The organism is Kribbella antibiotica (genome assembly GCF_004349055.1).
Lineage (GTDB): Bacteria > Actinomycetota > Actinomycetes > Propionibacteriales > Kribbellaceae > Kribbella > Kribbella antibiotica.
The window spans coordinates 1-12,269 of sequence record NZ_SMKX01000094.1 but is presented as its reverse complement, the minus strand read 5'-3'; the positions used below and the strand labels follow the sequence as shown (position 1 = coordinate 12,269).

The window sequence follows — 12,269 nt, the reverse complement described above, 5'->3', positions numbered from 1 at the left end:
AGAAGGTTAGACGGTGGTGGCGGTCCGCTCCACACCCGCACTCGCCAACCAGCACCCCGCACCACACCCCGCGACTGAACCCAACCGCGGAGAAGCCGCGGGCCGCGGTGGGTTCAGTCGCGCCGGCCATTGCGCACACCGAGTGGAAGGACCGTGTCGCCGGAAACCCCTTACCAGCAACACACTCCGCACACTCGCCGACCACCTCACCACACTCGCACGGTGGCTTCAGTCGCGACGGGCACGGTGGGTTCTGTCGCGGCGGCGGGCATGCGCGCATCGAGTGGAGGCACCGTGTCGTCGGCAATCGGTTGCCGACGACACAGTCCGCACACTCGCGAACCAGCTCAGCACACTCGCACGGTGGGTTCACTCGCGGGTGCGGTGGGTTCAGTCGCGCGGCACCTAGGTTCAGCCGCGGGGTTCGATGGTGGGGAAGGCTGGACGGGACGGGCGGACCGCTGGCACTGAGTAACCCGGGTTTCGGCGCATCGGCGCGGCGGGGGTGAGCGTGGAGGGGCGGTACTTAGTAGTACTGATGAGTGGGGGCGGTGCGCTTAGAGGAGGGCGCGTTGGGTTTTGGCGACTTGGGTGGCGAGGGAGGCCTGGTCGAGGGTGAGGAGGGTGTTTTGTTCTACGACTGGGCGGCCGTTGACCAGGAGGAGTGCTAGGGGTGGCGGCGTCGAGAGGACTAGGGCGGCGACCGGGTCGGGGATACCGCTGTGTTGGAGGGTGTTGAGGTTCCACATCGCCAGGTCGGCTAGCTTGCCGGGTTCCAGGGAGCCGATTTCGTCGAGGCGGCCTAGGCATGCGGCGCCGCCTCGGGTGGCCATTTCCAAAGAAGCGCGGACAGCTAGGGATTGAGGGCCGCTGCGGGCTCGGGCGAGCAGCAGCGCGTTGCGGAGTTCTTCGACGAGGCTGCCGGCTTCGTTGCTGGCGGCACCATCTACGCCTAGGCCGACAGGGGCGCCGGCGGCGCGGAGGTCGGCGGTTCGGGCGATGCCGGCGCCCAGGCGCGCGTTGGACGAAGGGCAGTGGGCGATACCGGTTCCGGTTGCGCCTAGTTGTTTGATCTCGGCGTCATCGAAGTGGATGCCGTGCGCGAACCACACGTCAGGGCCGGTCCAGCCGAGGTCGGCGGCATACTCGAGCGGCGTGCAGCCGTGCGTCTCCAGACACCACGCGGTTTCGTCGGTGGTCTCGGCAAGGTGCGTGTGGAGGCGGACACCCTTACGACGAGCCAGTACGGCGGACTCTCGCATCAGCTCGCCGCTGACGCTGAACGGGGAGCACGGGGCAACGCCAATCTGCAGCATCGAGCCGGCCGACGGATCGTGCCACCGGTCGATCGCCGACGAGGTCGCGGCCAGGATCTCGTCGCGGTCCTCGACGACCGAGTCCGGCGGCAACCCACCGTCCTTCTGGCCGCGGTCCATCGAGCCGCGGGTGGCGTGGAAGCGCAGCCCGACCTCGGCCGCGGCAGCAATCGTGGCGGCCAGCACGTCCCCACCGCCACGGGGAAAGACGTAGTGGTGGTCAGCCGCCGTCGTGCAGCCGGTCAACGCCAACTGCGCCAACGCGCCTTGTGCGGCGACATGGACAGACTCCGCCGTGATCCGCGACCACACCGGATACAGCGTCTGCAACCACCCGAACAACGTCGCATCCACGGCAAGCCCGCGCGTCACCCACTGATACAGATGCTGATGCGTGTTCACGAATCCTGGTGTCACGAGACATCCCGACCCGTCGATCACACGGGCAGCCCCAACCACCGAAGAACGCCCAGGGCCGACAGCAACGATCTGATTGCCCTTGACAACCACATGCCCGACAAACTCGCGCCGCCCTGGATCGAGGGTCGCGACATAGGCGCCCTCGATCACCAGATCAGGCATGATCAGCAGAAACCCGGTACGGCGTGCCACGCGCTCCCGGCGTCACTCGCCTCATCGCGCACGACCGTCGCCTCGATCAACCCGTACGGCCGATCCGCGGCAATGAACACCTCGCCCGGATTCTCGACCTCGAACGGACTGAGATCGACCAGGAAGTGATGCTTGTTCGGCGCCGAGAACTTGATCTCGGCGACCTCCGGGTGCTCATTCAGCACCGCTTCGCCCATCCCGTACAGCGTTTGCTGCAAGGCCAAACTGTGGATCGTCGCAAACTGGGCCAACAGCAACTGCTTGATCGCGTCGTACGACTTGTCCCAGTCGACCTCGACACCCTCATAGCGCCAGCGGGCCACCAGCGAGGTCGCGAGAATGCGGTCGTTCGTCTCCGGCAGCGTCGTGTACTTGTCCTTCAGAAACCCGTGAAACTCCGACCCCGTCGACTTCAGCACGATCAGGTCGCTGATCCCGGAGACGACATATGCCCGGCGATCAGAACCGCGGCCCTCGACGTTGACGATCGTGTTCCGCACGCCGCTCCCGCCCCGCACGAAAGCATGGTCATGCTCGACCCCGTCGACCGAGATCCGTTCCCACGCATACTCTTCGACCGAAACCCGCGCGCCGGATGCCGCCGGCGATGCCTCAAGGAAGTGCGCGCCGAGCGTCAACGCGTAGTCTTCAAGAGCGCCGATCCCCTTCTCCTTGGCAAAGGCGAAGGCGGTGTTCTTCTGCGTATCCGTCGGCAGTACGTCGCTCTGGTCGCCGTCGGTGTGCGCGGCCGCGAAGTCCCCGCGGAGCGCGGTCGACACGTTCAAGTCGCGAATCTGATGCCGGGGCGTGTCGCGGTAAATGCGCACCACGCGGCTCTCGGCTTTGCCGTACTGGTTGGATCCCAGGCGGATGGGCATTCCGGTCAGCTCCCTCGGTAGGTGGAAAACGCGAACGGGCTGAGCAGCAACGGAACGTGATAGTGCCGCTCGTCGGCGACCGTGAAGGTCACAGAGACCTCCGGAAAGAACAACTCTTGACCAGTCGACTCCGCATAAGCAGCGGTGTCGAACCAGAGCCGATAGGTGCCACCAGCAAGCTCCGGCGCCAACGCACTGATCCGGCCGTCGTCGTCTGTCACACCGGTCGCCAGTACGACGTCGCCCTGATAAAGCCGAACCGGTACGGCGACAGCCGGCCGCCCGAGCGCGGTGTCGAGCACATGGGTCGAAAGCGAACTCATCCAATCACCAATTTCGCCAGTCGGAGCAAGGCAATCTTCCGCAACTCCTCATGCACAACAGCCGCCTCGGTGACGTCATCGTGAGCAAGCCGATCCTGCAACGAGGAAAGCATCTCGGCGGCAGACAATCCCGTTGCACAGATCAGGAAGACCCGGCCAAACCGGTCCTCATACGAACGGTTGCCCTCAGCAAGCGCCGAGCGAACCGCAGGATCGTCACCGACACCGGCCTGCTCCTTGCGGGACCAGCCGGCCTCAACACTCACACCCTGCGGCCGGTCGCCGATCCGCGGATGCGCTTGGAGAGCACGATCAACCTCACCATCGTCAAGCTCGCGCGCCAACCGATCCGCAACCGCGGTCAGGGCGGCGCGGTCGCCGTACGGGCGGTTGGCAAGGATCCCGTCGACCCAACGGGGCACGTCGCAGCAGCTCGCCAGCTCCGGCCGCAGCCGGTCGGCGGGCGTGGCATTGAACTCGACCAGATCCATGACGAGAGCGTGCCATCTCACCCGACCCACCGTCAACAGTTTGTTGAATTTAGCGTGAGCGGTTCAGATAGTTGTAGACGGTGAAGCGGGTGACACCGAGCGCTTCGGCGACGATCTCGGCCGATTTGCGGTACTCAAAAGCACCCCGCGCCTCCAGCAACAGCACGGCCTGCTGCTTGTCGGTCCGCGACAACGAGCTGAGCGGTCCACCGAGCTCAGCCGCAACCTCGGCCAACAAACCCTGTACGCCGTCAACTGGCTTCGGCGTCAGGCGGACAGCGGCAACCGGTTTCCCCTTCCACAGCAGGGGGATATCGTCAGCGCCAGCCTCATCAGGCGAGACGAGTTCGGCGTTCAGCCGCTCGATCAGCGGAGCGATCGCCGCAACCAACGGGTGTTCAGCCATCGCGTCGTACCTGCAGCGTCACCTGGCTCGCACCCCCGCCGAAGGCCGCCTCAAGTACAGCTGGAAGCGCGGTGAGCACGTCCTGCTGCTCACCGCGAACCTGCGTACCCAACGGGCCGAACTCGCAGTCGAGCCCGGCCTCCTCCGCAGCCCGCAACGCTTCAGTCGCGTGCGCGGGCGGCGAGCCCTCGACATCGAAGGGCTCAGTGGTGAACTCGGCAACCAGTCGCATACCGCGAGGTTATGGTCGGCGAGCCAATTTGGCGAGCTCCGGCAACTCGACGCCAATGGCGGCATCGATCTCGGCAGCATCAATGGCTCCACAATCGAGGCCGCGCAGCACAAACCCGGCAAGCGCCACCGCGGTGGCCGGTTCATCAAGGTAGCCCGACGAGCCGTCACCCAAGTAGGCGCGCAATCTGACCGCGGCCTGCTCGAATCCTTCGCGGTAGAACAGGTACGTCGCGAGGAAGCGCGTCGGAAGCTGGGCCGGATGCATGTCCCAGCCCTGATAGATGCCTCGGGCAAGCGAACGTCGTACCAGCCGGAAGTGCAACTCCCACGCCGCCTGAGCCCCAGAGCCGACCGGCAACACGTTGGTCGAGCCGTCCGAAACGAACACGCCGGTCCCGGCCGCGGCCAGCTGCATCACGTCTTTGGCGTGATCGGCGACCGGATGCTCCATGCTCTGGTACGCCGCCGCGACGCCGAGCGAGGCGCTGTAGTCGTAAGTCCCGTAGTGCAGCCCGGTGACGCGAGCCCCGCCGGCCTTGAGCATCCGCGCGATCAGCGCAGTCCCGTCCGCGCCGAGAATCGCCTGCGGCGTCTCGACCTGGATCTCGAACTTCAACTCTGGAATGCCGTACGCACTTTCCAGCGTCTCCAGCACATACACGAACGCCGAGACCTGCTCGACCGACGTCACCTTCGGCAGCGTGACCACAAACCCTTCGCGCACACCGCCTTCGCGCACGAACAGGTCGAGCGTCCGAATCGCCCGGCGCCGGGTCGGCGCCTCCAACGACTTCACGCGCAACCCGTAGTACGGCGTCTGCGGCACAACCCGAGCCGCCGCCACGACGGCCGCATCCTCCTCCGCATCAGGCCGGTTCCCGTAGCCATCCTCGAAGTCGATCCGCAGGTCCTCGATCGGCTCTCGCTCGAGCTTGGCCGCCATCCGCCGGTAAACCTCAGCAGAAACCCCCAGTACGGCGGCCAAGTCGTGGCCGGCGAGCGCCGTACGGGCCTGTGTTCCCCAGTCGGCGACCGTGTGATCGTCGTACCGATCAGCCGGAACATAGACGGTGTGGACCGGTTGCCGCAGCCCGCGATCCCCCGGATAGTCGGCCGCGAGGGCGGCATCGGCCGCTTCCAGCCGCCGGTCAAGTTCGGCACCAAGCTCATCCAGCCCCATGGGCTCGCCTCCTTCGTTTTCCGTATTGCGGAGACTAATATCTACTCTGCGGATTCGAAAGGGTGGCGATGATGGGTGAGACCGGCGGCAAGGCCCGGACCGGGAGCGTGCAGTCGATCGAGCGCGCCTTCGGTCTGCTCGAGACGATGGCCGACGCCGGCGGGATGATGGGGCTGTCCCAGCTCGCTACCGCCTCCGGCCTACCGCTGCCGACGATCCACCGGCTGGTGCGGACTCTGGTCGACCTCGGTTATGTGCGCCAGGAGCCGTCGCGGCAGTACATCCTGGGCCCGAAGCTGATCCGCCTCGGCGAGAGCTCGTCGACGATGCTCAGCGTGTTTGCCCGGCCGCATCTGGCGCGACTGGTGGACGAGCTCGGCGAGTCGGCCAACATGGCGATGCTCGACGGCGATCAGATCGTCTACCTGGCTCAGGTTCCGTCGCGGCACTCGATGCGGATGTTCACCGAGGTCGGCCGCCGCGTCCTGCCTCACTGCACCGCCGTCGGCAAGGCGATCCTCGCGCAGTACCCCGAAACGGCGGTCCGCGAGCTGCTCGCCCGGACCGGCATGCCGCAGCACACCGAGAATACGATCAGCACGCCGGACGCTTTCGCCGTACAGCTTCATCAAGCAGCCCAGGCCGGCTATGCCACCGACGAAGGCGAGCAGGAGCTGGGCGTTCGCTGCGTGGCCGTCGCCGTCCACGACGCCCCAACTCCCCTGGCGATCTCGGTCTCCGGTCCCGCTCCACGGATGACCGAAGCCCTCGTCGAGCGTGCCGTTCCCCTGCTCACCCAAGCCGCCAAGGCGCTCTCGGACGACTTGCGCTGAGCTCAAAACGGCGTCAGGCCTGCTCGCGCTCCTCGTTGATGCGGAGGGCTTCGGCGAGTTGGTCTTCGAGAATGATGATCCGGCACGCGGCCTCGAGGGCGGTGCCACTGTCAACGAGCTCGCGGGCGCGGGCGGCCAGGCGGAGCTGGTAACGGGAATAGCGGCGATGGCCGCCGTCGGAGCGTTGCGGCGTGATGAGCTTCGCTTCGTCGAGACTGCGCAGGAATCCCGGCGTGGTGCCCAGCATCTCCGCGGCCCGGCCCATGGTGTAGGCGGGATAGTCGTCGTCGTCGAAGTGCTGGCTAGGGCTCATCACGGTCTCCGTGTTCAGTTTTGAGTGCATCGCACCTCCGCGTTGATGGGCCCCGGTGCGGTTGCACCGGGGCCCAAGGGTTATGGATTGTCACCATCTATCACTGACTGCGTAACCGAAGACCACCTTCTTTCGATGGAACTACGGCGCCTGTCCGGCGAAGTGCTGGCACTGACAGGCGTTCTGACGGTGCGTAAATCCCCTTCCCAACTGGTGAAACAACTACGGCAACTTCACTTGCACCTTGCGTCCGTCAAGCCGGGAACCCACTTCGACCGCTGGCTCACCAACTCTGACCGGACCCTGGCGCGAAACCCGAGCCCTTCCACTGATCGGCCCGGCGGAATCCGCCGTCGTACGTGATAAAGAAAATCTTGGACAGATCAGTAGCTGTCCGCTTCAGCTTCGTTCTCTTCCTCTGTCAACACGAGGAACATTACCCACCCTTCGCGACAATGTCTATTCCCGTCAACAGAGATTTTCTGAGCCGCTTGACCTGGAGCGCACTCCAGGAGGAACGCTGCTCGTCATGAGTGAACTGAACCTTGCGTTGGGTGCGATGGAGTTCGGGACGAGGATCGACGAGAAGACCTCGTTCGCCTTGCTCGACCAGTACGTCGCGGAGGGCGGCGAGTGGATCGACACGGCGAACTGTTATGCGTTCTGGCAGTCGGAGACTGGGTTCGGCGGACAGAGCGAGGAGTTGCTCGGACGGTGGTTGGCGCGCCGGCCTGGCGTCCGGGAGAAGGTGCGGATCGCCACCAAGGTCGGCTGGGAACCCACTGTCGCCGGAGGTTTTCCGGAGCAGACGGAAGGGCTCGGTTCGGCCGCCATTGATGCAGCCGTCGAGATATCGCTCGGGCGACTCGGGATCGACCACATCGACCTGTACTGGGCGCACCGCGACGACCGGAACACACCCCTGGACGAGACCATCGGAGCCTTTGGTCGGCATCACGCGGCCGGCACGCTCGGCCAGGTCGGGTTGTCGAACTGGGCCATCTGGAGAGTCGAGCGGGCTCGAGGACTCGCAGCAGAGCTCGGCGTAGTCGAGCCGACCGCCTTGCAACTGCGCTACTCCTACCTGCAGCCGCGACCGTTCGTCCGCGGCCACATCCACAACCACCGATTCGGATGGGTCTCCGACGAGGTCCTCGATTATGTGGAGAACCAGGAGCAGTGGGACCTCTGGGCCTACAGCCCCTTGATGACCGGCGCCTACGAGCGTGACGACCGCCCGATCGAGGAGGCCTTCGAGCACCCGGGCACAACCCGTCGGCTGGAAGCACTCGACAAGGTCGCTGCGGAGCTCGGCGTCAGCCGCAGCAGCGTCGTCGTGGCCTGGCTGTGTGGCGGGACGCCGTCGGTCCGCCCGATCATCGGCGCCAGCAAGCCCGCGCAGCTCACGGCCGCCATCGCCGGCGCCCGCCTTGAGTTGACGACAGACCTGTACGCCGAGCTCGACCGCCCCTGGTAGTCAGGACTTGGCGGCGTAGTACGCGATCTTGTCGTCCAGAACGCCCAGCGCTGCATCCATCCGCGCCATGTGTTCGACCAACGCAACCCGGCGCTCGCGCAGAAACTCCACGCGCGACGCCGGGTCGCCGGTCGTCCGCAGCAGCGCCGTGAACCGCTGCACCTCAGCAATCCCCAACCCGGCGTCACGCAGACACGTCACCACGCCGATCCAAGCCAGGTCCCCTTCGCTGAAGACGCGACGCCCACCGGCCAACCGCTCGATCGGACCAATCAGCTCCTCGCGCTCGTAGTACCGCAAGGTGTCCAGGCTCAGGCCTGTCAGGTCCGCAGCCTCACCGGGCGAATATTGGGGGCTCATGCGCGGAAGTGGTTGGCGACGTTGCGGACAGACTTGGCGACGTTGCCGCGATGCCCTTGGGGCAGGCCGATCACACGGAGGGCCGCGGGGATCTTCGCCGTACCGAGGTCGAAGGTTTCGCGGACGCTGGTGCGGCCGGGGCCGGCTGGCTCGAGCTCCCAGCGCCAGCGGTGGCCGAAGAAGTGGCACCAGGCAATCAAGCGGTCCGGCTCGAACTCGACCACGCGCGAGGTGACGCGGTACGGCAACTTGATCCGCATCTCCATGCCGAACCGGGAGCCGGGCGCGAGGAGCTCCGGGCCCTTGATCGCACCGCGGACAGTGTGGTCGCCGCTGATCACGGCATGGTTCGCCGGGCGGCGCAGGAAGTCGAACACCGCGGAGGGGTCCGCGTCGACCACTGTCGTCGCAGACACCCGGTCGGCGGTCAGCTCGACCGTCACGTCGTCAGCCATCGATTTCCTCCTGGTTGGTCACGTGAGGGTACCGGCACACCACTGTGAATAGCGGTCCGCACCGAATCCTTCCTAGGATGTCCGGATGGACCCTGGCTATCTCGTTGCCGGTCGCTACCGCCTCGAGGAAGAACTCGGTCAAGGCGGTATGGGCGCGGTCTGGCGTGCCGTGGATCTGGAGCTGGGCCGCGAGGTCGCGCTGAAGCGTGCCTTCGGTGGCAGCGTCCGCCGCGAGGCCAAGGTCGGCGCCGGGTTGATGCACCCCAACGTCGTGGTGGTCTTCGACGCCGTCACCGACGGGGACGCGCAGTGGCTCGTGACCGAGTACGTGCACGCGACCAGCCTGGATCGGATCATCGAAACCGAGGGTCCGCTCTCCGAAGAGCGAGCGCTCAAGATCGGCGGCCAACTGGCCGCGGCACTCGCCGCGATCCACGAGCGCGGCATCGTGCACCGCGACATCAAGCCGGCCAACGTCCTGGTCACCTCCGACGACGTCGCCAAACTCACCGATCTCGGAATCGCTCGCTGGACCGAGATCACCCAGAGCGGCGGCGCGCAGCTCACCGGCACACTCGGCTACGTCGCGCCCGAGGTCGCGAACGGTGGCGAGGCCACGGCGGCCTCCGACATGTTTGCCTTGGGCGCCACTCTGTACGCCGCTGTCGAGGGGCACTCGCCATGGGGTGACGGCGCGGACGGGCCGTTCTCGCAAATCCAGCGAGCAGGCAAGGGCACGCCGATTCCGCATCAGCGGGCCAAGGAGATCGCGCCGCTGCTGGAATCCCTGATGGAGCGGGATCCGGCGCGTCGGCCGACTGCGGCTGAGCTGACCCAGCATGGCGATATTCCACGCCTGCAAGGGATTCGGCGACGGAAGCGACTGCGGGTACGGCGAAGTGCGGTCGTGGCTGGGGTCGCCGTACTGGTGGCGGGTGCTGTGCTGGCGACGTGGTCGCTGCTGCCCGACCGGTCGGTCCCGGAGGCCTCGAAGCCGCAGGTGATCGGGCTCGGTTCTGATCCAGCTGCCCTCGACCCCTGCGCGTTCATTTCCGTCAACGCAATGCTGCCCTATGGGACGCCCTTCATCGACCCCGAAGTGATGAACTTCAACGGCTGTGTGGTCACGACGGAGCTCGGAGACGGCAGCGGGCAGGTGCAGGTCCGGCTCGAACTTGCCAACCGGGACCCTTATCCGTCCCGGGAGATCGTCGAGGGCCAGATGGGCGAGATGGAACGTCCCGAGGTCAAGGACCGCGAGTGCCCGCGCATTGTCTCGCTGCCCGACACGCACCGGCTCATCGCTACCGGGCACAACAATGATCGGGCCGAGAAAGCCCCGATCTGCCTCTACGCGGAGGCAGTGCTGAATGCCGCGATTGCGATGATCAACAAGGGCCAACTACCCCTGAGAACATGGAAGTGGCCGGCGAAATCATTGGCCACGGTCGACGCCTGCAGCCTGCTCGACGCCGCCGCAGTCACCAAGGCACTCGGCGCTCCCGACGATCAGCCCCGGCGGGAGTTCGGCGGCTGGGAGTGCGCCTGGGAGGGCCAGGGCAACAAGAACGAGATCAACGTGAGCTACTCCCGTGAGTGGCCGATCAAGACCGACGAGGATTTGGCCGGCACCATCACCACGATCGGCGGCCGGACCGCAGCTGTCCTCCCGGAGTCCGACAACAAGGCTGTGTGCAAGATCGAGCTGGCCCACCGCCAGTACAAACCCAGACTGCCGCCACTGAGCGGCACCCCGCCGCTGCGCGATGAGGTGGTCAACATCCAATTGATCGATCGCGCCGCGACCAGCTCGGCCGCCACCTGCGCACGGGCCCGGGACGCCGCCGAAACCATCGTCGGTTCACTGGCGAAGATCAGCTGAGATGGAACCGGTCAAGTTCAACCAGGTCCGGAGCTTGCGGCACTTCCCCACTGAGCCGCAGCCGGGGGCGTTGAGCGTGCTCACGGTCAGCGAAAATCTCGTCGTACCGCCTGGTCCTGATGCCGAGCTCAGTTTTGGGCGGAACCGGCTTGCGGTCGACCTGTGCGTCGGGGAGAACGACGTACGGATCAGTCGGTTGCACGGGACGATCACTTATCGCGATGGGCATTGGTGGCTTCGCAATCACGGCCGGCTGCCGATTCGGGTGTCGACCGGCGTGCTGCTGCACACGGGGAGCGAGCCGCTCCCTCTCGCCAATGGGTACACGACGATCTTCTTGCGCGGCAATCGTCAGCGTGAGCACCTGCTGGAGGTGCTGATCTCGGATGGCGAAGATCGCGCGGCGCAACCGCGGCCCAACCAGTTGACGTTGCCTCCGAAGCGCTGGCGGCTTACTCCTGAGGAACACCTGACGCTGACTGTGCTTGCTCAGCGCTACCTGGCCTACGATCTGCAGCCGCTCCCGCTGACCAGGTCACAGGCCGCGGCTGAGCTCGCTGAACTGCGTCCCCAGGAGACCTGGACTGCGAAGCGCGTCGAGCACATCGTGTCGCGGTTGCGGCAACGGTTGTCCGACGCCGGTGTCTCCGGTCTGCGGCGCGATGAAGTCGGTGAACCGGTCGGTCTGACGCTCACGGTCAACCTGATCTGGGAGCTCGTCCAATCGACCACTCTTGTCCCGATGGATCTCGAGTGGCTTGAGCTGGCCGGACAAGACCCGACCGACTGATCAGCTCCGCCAGTCCAGCAGCCATCCACGTTCGGCTGCCTTCACCCCGGCCTGGAAGCGGCTGCGTGCGCCGAGCCGGTTCATCAGGTGCGCCACCATTCGGCGGATCGTCCGCACCGAAACGCCCAGCTTCGCGGCAACATGCTCGTCGGTCATCCCCAGCGTCATCAGCCGAAGCACCTCCCGCTCCCGCGGAGACAACTCCGCCGTCACCGGCACCTCGCTGTCAGCCATCGGCACCGCACTCGGCCACAGCCGCTCGAAGAACCCGGTCGCGGCCGCAACCACACTGTTCAACCTCAGTACGGCGACATTGCCGTCGGGGCCATCAGTCGGCAGTACGGCGATCGCACGGTCGATGACGAGCGCATTCAGCTCCACCACCGGCACCGTCCGAATCGCGGCCCCGGCCATCGTCATCGCCGTCAAATGCCGGCACATGCTTGGCGCCGTACGGGCAGTGTCCGGGTAGATCGCCCGATACCGCACCGTCGGACGAACATCGCGCAACCCGAACGCCGGCCCCGCCGACGTCAGCGTGTTCATCGCAAGTACTTCTTCCCGGGCGTCCGCCAACAGCGCGGCAATCCCGTGCCGCGCGGGCAAACCTGGCCGATTCAGCGTGGTGACCGTCATACCCACTGTTCTACCGACACCCCCCGGGGACCGGTCCCCAGATCGGATCGCCGATCCCTCCCCAGGCACGAACAACTGCAGGT

The 12,269-nt window shown here is 66.0% G+C and carries 15 protein-coding genes; 4 read left to right on the top strand and 11 right to left on the bottom strand.

Annotated features, from left to right (window positions below; genetic code table 11):
• Positions 1 to 557: 557 nt before the first annotated feature.
• The 7 genes from E1263_RS27190 to E1263_RS27160 are packed head-to-tail and all read right to left on the bottom strand — an operon-like array spanning position 558 to position 5,440.
• Positions 558 to 1,898 (bottom strand): 8-oxoguanine deaminase, encoded by a 1,341-nt coding sequence (locus tag E1263_RS27190; protein ID WP_132172335.1) that lies wholly within the window; start codon positions 1,896 to 1,898, stop codon positions 558 to 560.
• A 2-nt stretch (positions 1,899 to 1,900) separates the two neighbouring features.
• Positions 1,901 to 2,806, bottom strand: a complete 906-nt coding sequence (gene pucL / locus E1263_RS27185; RefSeq protein WP_132172333.1) for a factor-independent urate hydroxylase — start codon at positions 2,804 to 2,806, stop codon at positions 1,901 to 1,903.
• Positions 2,807 to 2,811: 5 nt separating this feature from the next.
• On the bottom strand, positions 2,812 to 3,129 hold the full coding sequence (uraH, locus tag E1263_RS27180; RefSeq protein ID WP_132172332.1) for a hydroxyisourate hydrolase: 318 nt from the start codon (positions 3,127 to 3,129) through the stop codon (positions 2,812 to 2,814).
• Positions 3,126 to 3,620, bottom strand: coding sequence for a 2-oxo-4-hydroxy-4-carboxy-5-ureidoimidazoline decarboxylase (gene uraD, locus E1263_RS27175; protein ID WP_132172331.1), 495 nt, complete (start codon positions 3,618 to 3,620; stop codon positions 3,126 to 3,128). Before uraD ends, uraH begins: the two co-directional genes overlap by 4 nt.
• A 49-nt stretch (positions 3,621 to 3,669) precedes the next feature.
• On the bottom strand, positions 3,670 to 4,026 hold the full coding sequence (locus E1263_RS27170) for a helix-turn-helix domain-containing protein (protein WP_132172330.1): 357 nt from the start codon (positions 4,024 to 4,026) through the stop codon (positions 3,670 to 3,672).
• Complete coding sequence (locus E1263_RS27165) at positions 4,019 to 4,258, bottom strand: thiamine-binding protein (protein WP_132172329.1); 240 nt, start codon at positions 4,256 to 4,258, stop codon at positions 4,019 to 4,021. Before E1263_RS27165 ends, E1263_RS27170 begins: the two co-directional genes overlap by 8 nt.
• 9 nt (positions 4,259 to 4,267) lie before the next feature.
• Positions 4,268 to 5,440 (bottom strand): DUF6986 family protein, encoded by a 1,173-nt coding sequence (locus E1263_RS27160; RefSeq protein WP_132172328.1) that lies wholly within the window; start codon positions 5,438 to 5,440, stop codon positions 4,268 to 4,270.
• Positions 5,441 to 5,511: 71 nt separating this feature from the next.
• On the opposite strand from E1263_RS27160, the gene E1263_RS27155 reads away from it, so the two are divergent.
• Positions 5,512 to 6,273 carry an IclR family transcriptional regulator gene (locus E1263_RS27155; protein WP_272949698.1) on the top strand — a complete coding sequence of 254 codons (762 nt, stop codon included), beginning with the start codon at positions 5,512 to 5,514 and terminating at the stop codon, positions 6,271 to 6,273.
• Between the two features lie 13 nt (positions 6,274 to 6,286).
• Here the strand turns inward: E1263_RS27155 and E1263_RS27150 are convergent, their stop codons facing one another.
• Positions 6,287 to 6,616 (bottom strand): MerR family transcriptional regulator, encoded by a 330-nt coding sequence (locus E1263_RS27150; RefSeq protein ID WP_202869069.1) that lies wholly within the window; start codon positions 6,614 to 6,616, stop codon positions 6,287 to 6,289.
• Positions 6,617 to 7,115: 499 nt separating this feature from the next.
• On the opposite strand from E1263_RS27150, the gene E1263_RS27145 reads away from it, so the two are divergent.
• A complete protein-coding gene (locus tag E1263_RS27145; RefSeq protein ID WP_132172325.1) occupies positions 7,116 to 8,063 on the top strand; it encodes an aldo/keto reductase in 948 nt (315 codons plus the stop codon).
• Here the strand turns inward: E1263_RS27145 and E1263_RS27140 are convergent, their stop codons facing one another.
• Together E1263_RS27140 and E1263_RS27135 are read right to left on the bottom strand one after the other, a co-directional pair.
• Complete coding sequence (locus E1263_RS27140) at positions 8,064 to 8,423, bottom strand: MerR family transcriptional regulator (RefSeq protein ID WP_132172323.1); 360 nt, start codon at positions 8,421 to 8,423, stop codon at positions 8,064 to 8,066.
• Entirely contained in the window at positions 8,420 to 8,878 is a 459-nt protein-coding gene (locus E1263_RS27135) for an SRPBCC family protein (protein WP_132172321.1), read from the bottom strand. Before E1263_RS27135 ends, E1263_RS27140 begins: the two co-directional genes overlap by 4 nt.
• Positions 8,879 to 8,963: 85 nt before the next feature.
• Here E1263_RS27135 and E1263_RS27130 point away from each other — a divergent pair, with 85 nt between their 5' ends.
• The gene (locus tag E1263_RS27130) at positions 8,964 to 10,760 is read left to right on the top strand and encodes a serine/threonine-protein kinase (protein WP_132172319.1); all 1,797 of its coding nucleotides are present in this window, start codon (positions 8,964 to 8,966) and stop codon (positions 10,758 to 10,760) included.
• Between the two features lies 1 nt (position 10,761).
• Entirely contained in the window at positions 10,762 to 11,550 is a 789-nt protein-coding gene (locus tag E1263_RS27125; RefSeq protein WP_132172317.1) for an FHA domain-containing protein, read from the top strand.
• Here E1263_RS27125 and E1263_RS27120 read toward each other — a convergent pair whose 3' ends face one another.
• A complete protein-coding gene (locus tag E1263_RS27120; RefSeq protein WP_132172315.1) occupies positions 11,551 to 12,186 on the bottom strand; it encodes a helix-turn-helix transcriptional regulator in 636 nt (211 codons plus the stop codon).
• Between the last annotated feature and the right edge of the window lie 83 nt (positions 12,187 to 12,269).